Origin of the sequence: Actinokineospora auranticolor (assembly GCF_041897805.1) — a bacterium.
GTDB lineage: Bacteria > Actinomycetota > Actinomycetes > Mycobacteriales > Pseudonocardiaceae > Actinokineospora > Actinokineospora auranticolor.
In genome coordinates, this window is the sequence record NZ_CP154825.1 from 3,033,979 (window position 1) to 3,047,977 (window position 13,999).

The following is a 13,999-nucleotide window of genomic DNA, read 5'->3' on the forward strand; positions in this document are numbered from 1 at the left end:
TGGAGGCAAGATCACCGGATGCCTAGCGTTGGTGGTGCGAAACCAGCCCACGCAAGGAGTTCCGAGATGCCACAGACGTTGTCGCAGGCCACCAAACGAGCACCCTGGGTGGTGCCGGTGGCCGCCGCGATCATCGCGTTCCTGGTCTACGCCCTACCCCCGTACCTCGGCCTGCGGCCCGACATGTCGCGGGTCCCCGCCACCACCTCGTGGCACTACCCCGCGCTCGTCGCACACATCGGCTTCGGCCTCATCGCGATGATCACCGGGTTCCTCCAGTGCTGGCCGTGGTTCCGCAACCGGCACCTGGCGCTGCACCGCAAACTGGGGCGCGTGTACGTCTTCGGCGGGGTGCTGCCCGCCGCGACCGCCGGGTTGCTCGTCGGGATCACCTCGCCGTTCGGCCCGGTCGCCCGGTTCAGCCACGTCGTGCTCGTCACGCTCTGGTTCACCAGCACCGTCATCGGCTACCGCAAGGCCCGGCAGCGCGACTTCCGCGCGCACCGCGAGTGGATGATCCGCAGCTTCGCGCTGACCTTCTCCACCATCACCAACCGGATCTGGTCGCCGCTGCTGGTGCTGCTGTTCGAGCCGCAGCTGGACACCACCTTCGGCGGCAGCGAGCTGGCCATGTTCCAGGCCATCGGCGGGCTGTCGTCCTGGCTGGGGTGGACCGTGCCGCTGCTGGTCGTCGAGTGGGTGCTGCTGCGCAAGAAGCGCCGCGCGCCGCGGGGCGCGCCGGTAGAGTCGGCGGCCTGACAGCTCCTGCTGGGGGGTGGGCGTGCGGAATCCGGTCGCGGTCGACGGCGCGGCGGGTCGGTGGGTGGTCACCGAGCCGTCCCGGTCGTTGAGCGGTTGGCACCACCGGCTTATCGGGCTGGACCTCGTCATAGGGGTGCCGGTGGTGCTGGTCACCGCGGTCCTGATGTTCCTCGCGGCCGTCAACCACGCGGCCCTGCTGGCCATGGCCCCGCTGCTGCTCGGCGCGTCGTTCTTCGCGCTGACCTGGCTGGCCCGGCGGCGGGTGGCGGCCGACCCGCCACCCGCCGCGGTCGGCTCGGACGAGTTCGCGGACCTGCCGGACGGGGTGCGCGAGACCGGGCACCAGCTCGTGCTGTCGATGGCGAGCCTGTTCGCCAGCCGCACCGTCGTCGCCGGGTGGGTGGACGAGGCGACGCTGGCGACCGCGCACCAGGTCACCTGGCAGGCGCTGCGGTCGCTGCGCGACACCGCCGACCTGCGCGCGGCGGTGCGGGAGGCGGAGGGTTTCGCGGAGCTGCGGGAAACCGCCGACCTGCGGCGGGCCGAGCTGGCCGCGGTGGAGGCCGCCGCGGCGGAGATCGCCGACCGGATGGCCGACGTGGCCCGCGCGGTCGCCGCGTCCGACGCGGAGATCGCCGCGGTCGAAGCCGAACGGGCCCGCGACCGCAGGGTCGCGGAGCTGCGGGAACGGCTCGCTGGCCAGGCCCTGCCCGCCGACGGCCGGGGCGCCGCCCCGCGCCCGTCCGACCTCGACGCCATCGCCGCCTCGGTCACCGCCGCCGCCGAGGTCTTGGCGGCGGGCGGGTACCGGGGCGAGGAGGACCCGGCGGGTTAGGCCGTGGTGTCCCGGCGCGGTGTCAGTACGAGTAGCCGAACGTGCGGTGGGTGCTGGAGCCCCAGGTGTTGTAGGCCCAGGTCTCGACCTTGACGTAGCCGCCGACGCTTCCGGCGCTCGGGCCGGTCAGGCTGTAGGTGGCGTTGGTGCCGCAGCCGTTGGTCGCCGTCGCGGACTTCGTCCACAGCGTCACGTAGTTCCCGGAGCCCCGGTAGTCCTGCACGGTGACCTGCACCTTGGCGGAGCGGCTGTCGCAGCCCTTGTCGTAGACCGTCCCGGTGACCTGCGCCTGGCCGTCGCCGCAGCGCTCGACGGTGATCGAGTAGCTCGCGGCCGCCACGTCGTCGCCGACGGTTCCGCTGGACTGCGTGCCGCCGCAGGCCCACGCCGTGCCCGCCGGGACGACCGCGATCCCGGCCGCGCCGAGCGCGACCGCGAGTACCGCCTGCCCGAGCCGCTTTCCCCTGCCCGCCATGCCGACTCCCTTCCGTGGGGTGATCGTCGCGGACGATACACGCGGGAACGGCGGCGGGGGAGTGGTCGCCAAGGCGAGATCGTCGAGGCAACGCAACGAGATCACGCGGTGCCGGGTGGTGCCCGGAATTCCTCTTGAGGTGCGAAGTGGACGGACATCCGCGCGGTTCGGGGCATTGGGGCGGTTTGCCGTGCGGGGCGGATCACGCCGCGTCGGTGAGGTGCGGGGCGTTGTCGCGCAGGGCGCGCAGGGCGTAGTGGAGCCTGCTCTTCACCGTGCCGACCGGGATGCGCAGCGCCTCGGCGGCGGCCGCGGCGGTGCGGTCGGCCAAGTACACCTCGACAACCGTGCGGCGGTGCGGTTCGGGGAGGGCGTCCAGGGCGGCGTCGACGACCACCCGGTCGATCACCTCGTCGACCCGGGCCGGGGCGCTGGTCGGGTCGGCCTCGGGCAGCGCGACCTCGGCGGGTCGGGCGGCGCGGGTGCGGTGGTGGTCGACGGCGATGTTGTGCGCGACGCGCAGGAGCCAGGCCCGCACCGAGCCGCGGTCCTCCGTCAGCCGGTCGCGGTGCCGCCAGGCGCGGATCCAGGTCTCCTGCACGACGTCCTCGGCCCGGTGCGCGTCCCGGGTGAGCCCGCGGACGTGGGCGAGCAGGACGTCGCGGTGCGCCGCGACGATGGTGTCGAAGTCGACGGTCTCCCCGGTGGCGGTGACGGTCATCTCGGTGCTCCCTTGTCGGTGTGCCACCAGATTCCCGCGTTCCACCGGCGAAATCGCTGGGTATGCCCCCCGGACCGCGGGGTGCGGGCCCGCGTCTTCGCGGAGGGTGCGCCCCGCCCCGGGGTGGGGATACCCCTACCCGGCCTCAGCCCGCGTGCCAGCGGCGGCGGCGCGCGCGGGCCACGACGGCCGCCGCCGCGCCCGCGACAGCGGTCGCCCCGGCCAGGCCCGCGACGAACCACAGGGCCGTCGTCGCAGGCCCCCGGTCCTCCACCGCGGGCAACGGCACCACCATCCGCTCCGGCCGCGCCGCGACCGGACCGCCCGCGGTCACCACGGTGGTCACGGCGGCCACCGGGTCGACGATCCCGTTGCCCACCAACGGATTGGGACTGGGACCGGACGGCCGGTCCGCGGTCTCGGCGAGGCGCCGCACGACCTCGGCGGCGGACAGCTCCGGGTACTGGTCGCGCACCAGCGCGGCGGCGCCCGCGACGAAGGCGACACCCAACTCGGGACCGGTCGCCACCCGGTGCCCCGGCCCCGACGGCCCGATGCCGACCAACTGGTCGGCGGGCGCGGCCAGGGTCGGCTCCGCGCCGAGCGTCGCCTGCACCGGACCGTTCGGGCCGACGGGCGCCACCGCCACGACCCCGTCGAGCGAGCCCGGGTACGCGCGCTGCTTCGGCTGCCGGACCGCGGCGGGCGCGATCACGACCACGTCCCGCTCGCGGGCCAGCGCCACCGCCGACCGCAGCTCCGGCGCGTCGACCGCGGTGGTGACTCCCACCGCCACGACCCGCGCCCCGCTCGCCACCGCCGCCCGGATCCCGCCCGCCAGCAGCGCCGCGTCCACCCGGTTCGGGTCGTCGGTGATCCGCACCGGCACGACCCGGGCGGCGGGCGCGACACCGGTGAACGGCGTCTTGTCCCTGGGGCGCGCGGCGATGAGCCCGGCGAGGAACGTGCCGTGCCCGGAGCAGTCCACGGTGGCCGACGCGGCCCCGGTCAGGTCGACACCGCCGTCCACCGCCCCCGCCAACGCGGGCGCCGCCGCGCTGACGCCGGTGTCGACCACCGCGACGAGCACCGCGCCCTTCGTGATCGGCCACACCCGCTCGGCGCCCATCCGCTGCTGCGCCCACCCCCGCTCCCGCGCCGCGGTCGCCTCCGGCGGCGCGCACTGCCCGCCCTGCTGCGCCAGGGCGGGCGTCGGCAGCAGAAGTCCACTGAGGACCACTACGGCGACCAGGGACCTCATGCCTCCTCCGTCCACGCGATCTGCAGGAGGCTGGAGTCGCGGCGGGTGACGAGCATGGCCCGCCCGGGCGGCAGCTGGCGCCCGCGCTGCCCGTTGAGCAGCGGCATCTCGTTGGGCGGCATGGAAAGCGCCAGGTCCGGGGTGTTGGACTCCTGGAGCCTGCGGACCACCGAGTCCATCGACATCCGGCCCGACCCGGCGGCGGCGCGCGAGAGGAGCACGTGCAACCCGATGTCCGCGGCCTGCGGCAGCAGCTCGACGAGCGAGTCGAGCGGACCGCCCGCGCCGTTGTGCACCAGGTCGTAGTCGTCGACGACCACGAAGTACTCCGGCCCGGTCCACCAGTCCCGGTCCCGCAGCCTGCTCGGCGCGATGTCCGGCCCCGGCACCCGGGCCTTCAGCTCGGCGGCCAGCGGCCGCACCAGCTCCGCCGCCGGGCCCGACGACACCGCCACGCCGTGCCGGTACGCCTCCGGGACCGACTCCAGCAGCGACCGGCGCGGGTCCACCAGCAGCACCTTCGCCTCGTCCGGGCCGTAGACCTTGGGGATCGCGGTCGTGATCAGGCGCAGCACGGCCGTCTTGCCGCTGGCCGCGTCGCCGACCACGGTCAGGTGCGGGCGCGTCGCGAAGTCGTGCCACACCGGTTTGAGGTCCAGCTCGCCCGCGCCCAGCGCGATCCGCATCCGGCCCTCCGGCGCGGGCAGCTCGGCCACCGGCAGCGTCGAGGGCAGCGTGCGCACCGGCGGCGCCACCGGACCCGTCCACGACTCGCCGACCGCGCGGGCCAGCTCGCGCGTCGCCTCCGCCAGGTCGTCCAGCGCGGACCGGCCGTCCGCGCGGGGGATGGCGGCCAGGAAGTGCAGCTTGTCCGCCGTGAGACCGCGGCCGGGCAGGCGCGGCACCTGGCCCGCCTTGCGCATGTCGATCACCGAGTCGATCGCGTCGCCCAGCCGCAGCTCCAACCGGGTGCCGAGCTGGTCGCGCAGCGCGCTGTGCACGTCCGACCAGCGGCCCGTGGTCAGCAGCAGGTGCACGCCGTAGGCCAGGCCGCGCACGGTGAGCTGGCGGATCGCCTGGTCGTGCTGCTCGAAGTCGGCGCGCAGCGAACCCCAGCCGTCGACGACGAGGAACACGTCGCCGTGCGGGTCGTCGGGGAACTCGCCCGCCGCGCGGCGCGCCCGGTAGGCGGCCATGCTCTCCACACCGTGCTCGGCGAACACCTTCTCCCGCTCCGCCAGCACCGCCTTGACCTCGGCGATCGTGCGGCCGACCCGCTCCGGCTGCAACCGCCCGCAGACCCCGCCGACGTGCGGCAGGCCCTCCAGCACCGAGAGCGTGCCGCCGCCGAAGTCCAGGCAGTAGAACTGCACCTCGGCCGGGGTGTGGGTCAGCGCCAGCCCGGTGATCACCGTGCGCAGCAGGGTGCTCTTGCCGGACTGGGTGCCGCCCGCGATGCCGACGTGCCCGCCGGACCCGGACAGGTCCACCATGTGCAGGTCGCGGACCTGCTCGAACGGCTTGTCCACCACCCCCACCGGCACGGTCAGGCAGCCGCGGCCGGGCCAGTCCGCCGGGGTCAGGCCCAGCTCGGGGTGCGGCACCAGCGGCGGCAGCAACTGGTCCAGTGGCGGTGGGGTGTCCAGCGGCGGCAGCCACACCTGGTGCGCGGGCGGACCCTGGCCCAGCAGCTTGTCCACGGCCACGTCCAGCACGGTGTCCACGTGCTCCTCGGCCACCGGCGCCCCGACCTCGGCGACCGACGCGGCCTCGGCGGGCAGGCGGCCCGCGCCGAAGGCCACGACCTGGCGGCGGACCTCCTCCTGCCGCTGCTCCCGCGTGCGGCGCTGGTAGCGGCAGGAGACATAGGCCGCCTTGAACCGCACCAGGGTCGCGACGTCGCTGCGGAGGTAGCCGTTGCCGGGTGCGCTGGGCAGTTGGTAGGCGTCGGGGACGCCGATGACGGAGCGGCTTTCCATGGCGGAGAAGGTGCGCAGGCCGATGCGGTAGGAGAGGTGGGACTCGAGTTTGTGCATGCGGCCGTCGTCGATGCGTTGCGAGGCAAGCAGGAGGTGGACGCCGAGTGAGCGGCCGAGGCGGCCGATCATGACGAACAGCTCGGCGAAGTCCGGGTTGGCGGCCAGCAGCTCGCTGAACTCGTCGACGATGAGGAACAGGGTCGGCAGCGGGTCGAGCGCGGCACCGGCCTGGCGCGCGCGTTCATAGTCCAGCAAGGAGGAGTAGTTGCCCGCCGCGCGCAGCAGCTCCTGGCGGCGCACCATCTCGCCGTGCAGGGAGTCCTGCATGCGGGTGACCAGCGGGGCCTCGTCGGCCAGGTTGGTGATCACCGCGGAGGTGTGGGGGAGGCGGTCGAGGCCGAGGAAGGTGGCGCCGCCCTTGAAGTCGACGAGGACGAAGTTGAGGATCTCCGAGCTGTGCGTCATGGCCAGGCCGAGCACGAGGGTGCGCAGCAGCTCGGACTTGCCCGAGCCGGTGGCGCCGATGAGCAGGCCGTGCGGGCCCATGCCGCCCTGCGCGGACTCCTTGATGTCCAGGTCGACGGACGAGCCGTCCTCCGCGATGCCCAGCGGGATGCGGAACCGGTCCGAGCCCATGCCGGTGCGCCACAGCGACTTCGGGGTGTACAAGTCCAAATCGGACACACCGAGCAGGCGGGGCAGGTCGAAGTCGGCGACCATCGGTTCGGCGACGTCACCGGTGGAGTTGATGCGGTACGGGGAGACGACCCGGGCCAGCGAACCGGCGCGCGCGACGCTGAGCGTGTCGGGGCGGCCGAGGTGGGTGCGGACCTCCTGGCCGGTGCGGTCCGTGCGGACGGTGTGCAGCTCGGTCGAGGTGACCTCCAGGCGCAGGCGGGAACGGCCCGCCGCGCCGTCGAGGGCGCCGGAGACGTCGAGGACGACGGTGTTGCGGTAGCCGGCGGCGGCGAGCCGGGACTCGGCGGGCACGGTCGTGCCGTCGAGGACCACCACGACGTACGGCTCCTCGCGGCTGGGGGTCGCGGCGGCCTCGAACCGGGCGCGGTCGGCCAACTCGGCGGCGAGGAGTTCGGTGAGGGCGTCGACGCCGTCGGTGAGCAGCCGGACCTGGCCCGCGCCGTCCTGCTCGACGGGGTGCTGGGCGTGGGGGAGCCACTTGACCCAGTCCCAGTCGGGGAGCCGGTCGGGGGTCGCGCAGACGGCGATCCGCAGGTCCTCGGGGGAGTGGAACGTGACGAGCTGGGCGATCAGGGCGCGGACCGAGGCGCGGATGGTGTCGTCGTCGCCCCGGTAGCGGACCTGGGCGAAACCGCGGAGGAACAGGGCGGTGGGCTGGTCGGCGATCGTGGTGTAGGCGTTGGTGAACCGGCGCAGCGCGCGGGCGGAGAGCGGTTCGAGGTCGGCCACCGGCTTGGTGTTGAGCGGGGTCATGGTCATGGCCAGGCGCTGCGGGCCGACGCCGATGCGGACCTCGGCGAAGTCGGCGTGCGCGGCCCGGCGCTCCCACAGCCTGCCGGTCATGGCGACCGACCAGAGCGCGGCGGGCTCCGGGTGCCGCCAGCGCAGCGCGGTCCGCTGCCGGTCGGCCACGGCCCGCACCTGGACCCGGGTGCCCGCGAGGTACCGCAGGTAGTCCCGCCGCTCACCCCGGAGCCGCTGCCTGCGGTCGGCCCCACCCCGGCCGAGCTGGGAGACGACCATCATGACGCCCATCAGCCCCATCATCCCGGCCATCATGAACGCCATCTGCGGGTTCTGCGGCCCCATGAAGAACAACATGGCCGCCCCACCACCGATGGCCATGGGCAGGTACATGAGCGTCCCACCCATGCCACCCCCCACGGTCTCGGGCAACACCGGAGGCTCCTGGAGCGACAACTCCCCACCCGGCATCTCGGGCGGCTTTTCCCTGGCCTGCCTGCGGAACAGCGTGGTGCTCATCGCCTGGACTCCCTGACTCGGTGCCGACGCCCCCTACACGGGCGGCACCCCCGCGGAAGTTCACCCGATCTCGCCGCGGGCTTGTCACCTGAACCGGTCACTGCTGTCCACAGGCTCGCTGTTGATCTTCCGGTTCTGTCGGTCCCCCTGGCTAGGATGGATGGTGGGGGCCGGAGGCGTGCGTTGATCATCTTGTGGTCTGCGGGGTGCCGGTTGGGGTCGTGGCTGGGTTGATCGGTCCGGCTGTTCGCGGAAAAGACGGGCGGCCTCGATTGGGCGAACTTGCTTTGCGCGGGGCCCCTACGGACCTGCGGTGGGGCAAAAGCGGTGGGGATGGCAAGCCACCCCACCCGCAGGCAAGCTTGGCAGGCTCGTCCCCCCACGCAAAGCAAGTCCACCCAATCAAGGCGTAGGGCAGGGGCGCGTTGCGTCAGGTGGGGGGCTGGGATTCTGCGGCGGTTTCGGGGTGGGTCCGGAATGGCTAGGTCGCGGGGTGCGGCGGGCGCGCGGACGGCGGATCTGGGATGGACCAGGCATGGCCAAGTCGCCCCGGAGCATGGCGGGCGCGCGGGCGGCGGCTGAGGCGTGGGTCCAGGCGAGGCGGCGGAGCGTTGGCAACGGCCACGCGGGCGGACCGTTGCCCGCTGCCCCTGTTGTCCGTAGCCAAGATCAATGTCGCGGGTGCTGTCGGTACCCGCCGGTAAATGGACCTGGGCTCGTCCCTGTGGTGCGGTGGGGTTGGATAGGAGGTGGAGGTGAGCGGCGTGCGTCCCTATGTGCTGGCGAGTGTGGCGGTCAGCGTCGACGGCTACATCGACGACCGCACCGACCAGCGCCTCCTGCTCTCCAACGCCGATGACTTCGCCCGGGTCGACCGGGAGCGGGCCGGGGTCGACGCGATCCTGGTGGGTGGGGAGACCGTTCGCCGGGACAATCCCCGGTTGTTGGTCAATGATCCGGAGTTGAGGGCCCAGCGGGTGGCCCGGGGGCGGTCCGCGTACCCGCTCAAGGTGGTCGTGTCCGGGTCGGGGGAGCTGGATCCGGGGCTGAACTTCTTCCACCACGGCGACGGCAAGGTCCTCTACACCACCGACGCCGGGGCCGCGGTCGCCCGACGGCTGGACATCGACACGGTCTCCCTCGGCGCCACGATCGACTTCGGCGCCCTCCTCGACGACCTAGGCCGACGCGGGGTGCGGCGGTTGATGGTCGAGGGTGGGCAGCGGATCCACACCGCCTTCCTCCAAGCCGGACTGGTCGACGAACTCCACCTCGTCATCGCCCCGGTCGTGGTCGGGCAGACCGGCGCGCCCCGCTTCCTCGGCGACGGCGACTTCCCCCGACACCGCATGCGGCTGGTGGACGCAACGCGAATCGGTGACGTCGTCCTGCTGCGCTACTTCCCCAAGGAGACCTCGTGAACCAGGACGAGCGCTGGATGCGCGAGGCCATCCGCCTCGCCCACCACTGCCCGCCCGCCGACGGGGCCTTCTCCGTCGGGGCCGTCCTCGTCGGCGCCGACGGCACGCCCCTGGCGACCGGGTACTCCCGCGAGACCGACCCCGTCGTGCACGCCGAGGAATCCGCGCTCGCCAAGCCGGTGCCGCGCGACCTGTCCGGGGCTACCCTCTACAGCACCCTCGAACCCTGCTCCGAGCGCAAGTCGCGGCCGCGCACCTGCACCCGGATCATCCTCGACGCGGGGATCGGCCGGGTCGTCATCGCCTGGCGGGAGCCGACGCTGTTCGTCGACGGGGAGGGCTACGAACTCCTCACCGCCGCCGGCATCGAGGTCGTCGAGCTGCCCGACCTCGCCGACCTCGCCCGGGAACCCAACCGCCACCTGCTCGACGGCGCGTAATCCAGTGTTCACCGAACCGGTCTGAACCCCCGGCCGCCCGGCGCCCGTGTCCTGGGCATGGCCACCACCGCAACCGCGGGGTCCGGCGAGATGTGCAGGCTCACGATCTGCGGGCCCGCGTCGCGTGTGGAACTCGCCGTGCCCGCCCACGTCCCGCTCACCGACCTGATGCCCACCGTGCTGGGGCACCTCGACCCGGCGCTGGCCACCACCGGCCTCGCGCACGGCGGCTGGGTGTTGCAGCGGCTGGGTGAACAGCCGCTCGACGAGGACCAGGGCACCGCCGCCCTCGGCCTCTACGACGGCGACCTGCTGCACCTGCGGCCCCGCGACGCCCTGCTGCCGCTGGTCGACTTCGACGACCTGGTCGACGGTGTCCACACCGGACTCACCGCCCGCGACGACCGGTGGCGGCCCGCGCTCGGCCGCCGCGTTCTCCTGGCGGTCATGGGTTTGCTCGCCGCGACCGCCGTGCTCGCGGCCGGGCTCACCGGCACCATGATGGTCCTGTCCGCCGGATCGCTCGCCGCCGTCCTGCTGCTCGCCGCCGCGGCCGCCTCGCGCGGGCTCGGCGACCGACCGGCCGCGTTGGTGCTGGCCACCGCCGGGATCGCGTCGGCCGCGCTCGCCGGTCTGGCGGTCCCCGCCGCCGACCACCCGTTCACCGGACCGGGAATCCTGGCCGCGGCGGGTGCCGCCGCGGTCGCCGCCGCTGCCGCGCGGGTGGCGGTCGGCGGATCGGACGCGCCCTTCACCGCCGCCGCCCTCGCCGCGGTGCTGGCCACCGCGGGCGCGGGCGCCGCCGTCGGGTTCGGGCTCGGCGGGGCCGCCGCCGCGTCGATCGCCCTGGTGGTCGCGCTGTGCCTGGTCCGGGTCGCGCCGCTGGTGTCCGCGCGGCTCGCGGGGCTCGGCGTCGACCAGGTGCCGACCAGCGCGGCCGAGTTCCAGCAGGACCTCGACCCGAGGCCCAGCGCCGAGGTCGTCGACCGCGCCAACCGCGCCGACGCGTACCTCACGGCGTTCTTCGTCGCCCTCGGCGCGGTCTGCGCCGCCACCCTGGCCATCCTCGCGGTCAACCCCAGGTGGGACGCCAAGACCCTCACCGCCGTGACGGCGGTCCTGATGTTGTTGCACGCCAGGGAACTCACCGCGGTCCGCCACCGGCTGGCCGCCCTGCTGCCCGCGTTCGCCGGCCTCACGACGCTGCTGGTCGCCGGGCTAGGCGACGCCGACCCGCCGCTGCGACCGCTCCTGCTCGCCGCCGTAGTCGTCGGCGTCGGTCTCGCACTGGCCGCCGCCCACCTGTTGCCCGGCCGCAAACTCGTGCCGCGCTGGGGCCGCTGGGGTGACCTGCTGCACTGGGCGACCGCGCTCGCCGTGATCCCGCTCGCCCTCTCGGTGCTCGACGTCTACACGCGACTCGTCGCGAACTGGCTCTGAAACCGTTGTCCGGTCGGTGAACCATTTCGCCGCGCCACCCGTGTCCAAGGTAGACAGCGAAGGAGGTAGACCGTGTACAGCAGGCGGGACCAGGTCCAGGCGCACTCGTTCCTCGTGGGCAGGCTGGTGAGCGCGGTACTGCGGGTCGACCCCGACGCCGTCGACCGACCACTGCGGCGGACCGTGGTCGGGCTGGCGGGCGGCACGGCCGTCGCCGGGCTGGTGTTGATCGTCGTCCTGGTCGTCGGCCTGCTCTCGCCGGGCGGCGCGACCGCGTGGCGCCAACCCGGGACGCTGGTCGTCGACGAGGACACCGGCAGCCGCTACCTCATGGTGGACGGCAGGCTCCGGCCCGTGCTGAACTACGCCTCGGCGCGGCTCATGCTCGGCAAGGACCCCAAGGTCGCCACCGTCGACACCGCCGACCTCGCGGGGGTCCCCCAGGGCGGGCCGATCGGCATCATGGGTGCCCCGGACTCGCTGCCCGCCGCGGGTGGCCCGGTCCGCCGGTGGGCGGTCTGCGCGATGTCCACAACAGACGGACCCGGTGTGGCGCTGGCGATCGGCACGACACCCGACCCGGTGCCCGCGGCCGACGGCGCGCTCCTCGTCCGGGCCCCCGACGGGGCCACGCACCTCGCCTGGCGCGACCGCCGCATGCGCGTCACCGCCACCTGGGTGCCCGCCGCGCTCGGCCTCGACCCCGGCACCGCCGTACCCGTGACCGAGTCCTGGCTCAACGCGTTGCCCGCCGGACCCGACCTGGGCCCGCCCAAGGTGCGCCGCGGCGGCGAAGGCCCCACGATCGCGGGCAGGCCGACCGCGGTCGGACAGCTCATCCAGGTGCCGGAAGCCGTTGTGGGACGCAAGTTCTACCTCGCACAGCCCACCGGGCTGCTGCCGGTGACCGACACCGTCGCCGCGCTGCTGGTCGCCGACCCCGCCGCCGAGGAGCCGCCCCGCCAGGTCACCGCGTCCGCCGTGGCCGAGGCCACCCTGCTGCCCGCACCCGACTGGCAGACCGCCATGCCCGCCGAACTCCCGGCGCCCCTCGACCTCGCGGGCGGCACCCCGTGCGTGCGGTGGGACGGCGACTCCGCCGAACTCGTCGTGCGCGGGAAGATCGGCGGGGAGCGCGCCCCCGACACCCAGGGCGCCGAACGCGACACCCGCACCGCCGACCGGGTCGAGGTCGAACCGGGCGCCGGGACGCTGGTGCGCACCCGGCCCGCGCCCGGGGTGCCCGGCGCGGGGATGTACCTGGTCACCGACGCGGGCACCAAGTACCCGGTTGCCAGCGCCGACGCCGCGACCGCGCTCGGCCACCCCGCTGACACCGCGGCCCAGGTCCCGGCCGACCTGATCGCGCTCCTGCCCACCGGGCCGGTGCTCGACCGCATCACCTGACCGACGACGAAGCCGAGCGTTCCGCCCACTCCGGGCGGAACGCGGGAAAACCACACCCAGAAGGAGAAACCGACCATGGCACGCTATGCCTACGACGACGCCACCCTGCAGGGGATCATCACCGCGACCGACACCGCGCTGCAGGGCATGGCCGACCTCAACAAGGGCGTCATGAACATCCAGGGCATGCTGCCCGCGGTCAACAACTCGACCTCCGGCATGAAGCTGGCCGCCGCCATCGGCGACTGGACCGCCGACTTCGCCCTGGTGAAGAACCAGCTCGACGTGCTCAACGGCAAGGCCAACGGCCTGCTGCAGACCAACCGCAACACCCAGAACGACGCCGACGGCGCAGCCAACGTCTGATCCCGCGAGCCTTCCCCACCCTCCCGAAAGGACACACGGACATGACCGCGTTCGACATCGACCACGACGGCTACCTCGAGCTCAACGAGCAGCTCTACATGTACGTCCGCCAGCTCGGCGACATCCTGACCAACCTCAACGCGTCGCTGAAGAACATCGAGGTCGCCACCCAGGGCAAGGCGACCCCGGTGTGGCAGGAGGCGCAGACCACCTGGACCGGCACATACACCGACATGGAGACCAAGCTGAACGCCCAGTCGCTGGGGTCGATCAACGCGCAGGAGATCTTCGGCGAGGGCGACCTGCGCGGCCAGGGGATCATGCTCGGGTGACCCACCCGGGACGCCGGTGTCCACAGTGGATAAATCCACGTGGACCCGGCGCCCGGCCGGTCCCCACCCCATCCGAGACGGAGAAGAAGAGTCATGGGTCAGCACATCACCTTCGACGAGACCAAGTACAACCAACTGATCGCCGTGCTCGACGACATGGAGCACGACCTGCTGCACGAGGCCACCGAGTCGCCGACCAACCCGCTCGACGGCGACTTCGAGCTCCAGCCCGGCACGCAGAAGTGGGACGCCGCGCTGGACCTGGTCAACAAGGGCAAGGGGTTCGGCGGCTCGGTCGAGCAGCAGAACGAGAAGATGCGCCAGGCGATCGTCAGGTTCCGCAACGCGCTCGTCGCGGCGAAGGACGTGTTCAAGGAGACCGACGACCTGGCCCAGTACGACATCACGCGGTTCGTCGCGGAGTACCCCGACTTCAACACCGGCGGCCGCGCCTGAGCCGGGTACGCCCCGCCCCCACCCCCTCTTCCCCGCCCGGCGCCGTCCCCGACCCGGCGGGCCACCCGCCGCCCGCGTGCCGCGACCGCTGACACCCGGGCTCGACCAGTCGGAAACCACGGGACTTCAGTCGAGGAGCCAC

At 73.5% G+C, this 13,999-nt stretch carries 13 protein-coding genes; 9 read left to right on the top strand and 4 right to left on the bottom strand.

Translation table 11 applies throughout. The features are described 5' to 3' along the window. Positions 1–66: 66 nt before the first annotated feature. Positions 67–759 (top strand): DUF2306 domain-containing protein, encoded by a 693-nt coding sequence (locus V5P93_RS13875; RefSeq protein WP_104475793.1) that lies wholly within the window; start codon positions 67–69, stop codon positions 757–759. A 22-nt stretch (positions 760–781) separates the two neighbouring features. Beyond that, on the top strand, positions 782–1,597 hold the full coding sequence (locus V5P93_RS13880; RefSeq protein WP_146107865.1) for a hypothetical protein: 816 nt from the start codon (positions 782–784) through the stop codon (positions 1,595–1,597). Positions 1,598–1,619: 22 nt separating this feature from the next. Here the strand turns inward: V5P93_RS13880 and V5P93_RS13885 are convergent, their stop codons facing one another. The 4 genes from V5P93_RS13885 to eccCa form a co-directional block, all read right to left on the bottom strand. Further along, positions 1,620–2,072: a hypothetical protein gene (locus V5P93_RS13885; RefSeq protein ID WP_104475797.1), complete on the bottom strand. Its 453-nt coding sequence runs from the start codon at positions 2,070–2,072 to the stop codon at positions 1,620–1,622. A 202-nt stretch (positions 2,073–2,274) separates the two neighbouring features. After that, the gene (locus V5P93_RS13890; protein WP_104475799.1) at positions 2,275–2,793 is read right to left on the bottom strand and encodes a sigma-70 family RNA polymerase sigma factor; all 519 of its coding nucleotides are present in this window, start codon (positions 2,791–2,793) and stop codon (positions 2,275–2,277) included. A gap of 145 nt (positions 2,794–2,938) precedes the next feature. Next, positions 2,939–4,054, bottom strand: a complete 1,116-nt coding sequence (locus V5P93_RS13895) for a S8 family serine peptidase (protein ID WP_104475801.1) — start codon at positions 4,052–4,054, stop codon at positions 2,939–2,941. Beyond that, positions 4,051–7,995, bottom strand: a complete 3,945-nt coding sequence (gene eccCa, locus V5P93_RS13900; protein WP_104475803.1) for a type VII secretion protein EccCa — start codon at positions 7,993–7,995, stop codon at positions 4,051–4,053. Before eccCa ends, V5P93_RS13895 begins: the two co-directional genes overlap by 4 nt. Before the next feature lie 755 nt (positions 7,996–8,750). On the opposite strand from eccCa, the gene V5P93_RS13905 reads away from it, so the two are divergent. The 7 genes from V5P93_RS13905 to V5P93_RS13935 all read left to right on the top strand — a co-directional run bounded on the left by V5P93_RS13905 (position 8,751) and on the right by V5P93_RS13935 (position 13,857). Then, positions 8,751–9,416 (top strand): dihydrofolate reductase family protein, encoded by a 666-nt coding sequence (locus tag V5P93_RS13905; RefSeq protein ID WP_245930902.1) that lies wholly within the window; start codon positions 8,751–8,753, stop codon positions 9,414–9,416. Further along, entirely contained in the window at positions 9,413–9,856 is a 444-nt protein-coding gene (locus V5P93_RS13910) for a deaminase (protein WP_245930904.1), read from the top strand. The genes V5P93_RS13905 and V5P93_RS13910 overlap by 4 nt, the downstream gene beginning before the upstream one ends. A 57-nt stretch (positions 9,857–9,913) precedes the next feature. Then, a complete protein-coding gene (gene eccD, locus V5P93_RS13915) occupies positions 9,914–11,296 on the top strand; it encodes a type VII secretion integral membrane protein EccD (protein WP_104475805.1) in 1,383 nt (460 codons plus the stop codon). Between the two features lie 72 nt (positions 11,297–11,368). Beyond that, the gene (eccB, locus tag V5P93_RS13920) at positions 11,369–12,703 is read left to right on the top strand and encodes a type VII secretion protein EccB (protein WP_104475807.1); all 1,335 of its coding nucleotides are present in this window, start codon (positions 11,369–11,371) and stop codon (positions 12,701–12,703) included. 75 nt (positions 12,704–12,778) lie between these two features. Further along, positions 12,779–13,069, top strand: coding sequence for a hypothetical protein (locus tag V5P93_RS13925; RefSeq protein ID WP_104475809.1), 291 nt, complete (start codon positions 12,779–12,781; stop codon positions 13,067–13,069). A gap of 41 nt (positions 13,070–13,110) precedes the next feature. Further along, positions 13,111–13,401: a hypothetical protein gene (locus V5P93_RS13930; RefSeq protein ID WP_104475811.1), complete on the top strand. Its 291-nt coding sequence runs from the start codon at positions 13,111–13,113 to the stop codon at positions 13,399–13,401. 93 nt (positions 13,402–13,494) lie between these two features. Continuing rightward, positions 13,495–13,857: a hypothetical protein gene (locus V5P93_RS13935; RefSeq protein ID WP_104475813.1), complete on the top strand. Its 363-nt coding sequence runs from the start codon at positions 13,495–13,497 to the stop codon at positions 13,855–13,857. Positions 13,858–13,999: the final 142 nt, after the last annotated feature.

What these genes read in the sequence shown, in the direction of transcription:
- V5P93_RS13875 (WP_104475793.1), top strand. Translation starts at nt 67, where the DNA reads ATGCCACAGACGTTGTCGCAGGCCACCAAACGAGCACCCTGGGTGGTG.
- V5P93_RS13885 (WP_104475797.1), bottom strand. Translation starts at nt 2,072, where the DNA reads ATGGCGGGCAGGGGAAAGCGGCTCGGGCAGGCGGTACTCGCGGTCGCG.
- V5P93_RS13890 (WP_104475799.1), bottom strand. Translation starts at nt 2,793, where the DNA reads ATGACCGTCACCGCCACCGGGGAGACCGTCGACTTCGACACCATCGTC.
- V5P93_RS13895 (WP_104475801.1), bottom strand. Translation starts at nt 4,054, where the DNA reads ATGAGGTCCCTGGTCGCCGTAGTGGTCCTCAGTGGACTTCTGCTGCCG.
- eccCa (WP_104475803.1), bottom strand. Translation starts at nt 7,995, where the DNA reads ATGAGCACCACGCTGTTCCGCAGGCAGGCCAGGGAAAAGCCGCCCGAG.
- eccD (WP_104475805.1), top strand. Translation starts at nt 9,914, where the DNA reads ATGGCCACCACCGCAACCGCGGGGTCCGGCGAGATGTGCAGGCTCACG.
- V5P93_RS13925 (WP_104475809.1), top strand. Translation starts at nt 12,779, where the DNA reads ATGGCACGCTATGCCTACGACGACGCCACCCTGCAGGGGATCATCACC.
- V5P93_RS13930 (WP_104475811.1), top strand. Translation starts at nt 13,111, where the DNA reads ATGACCGCGTTCGACATCGACCACGACGGCTACCTCGAGCTCAACGAG.
- V5P93_RS13935 (WP_104475813.1), top strand. Translation starts at nt 13,495, where the DNA reads ATGGGTCAGCACATCACCTTCGACGAGACCAAGTACAACCAACTGATC.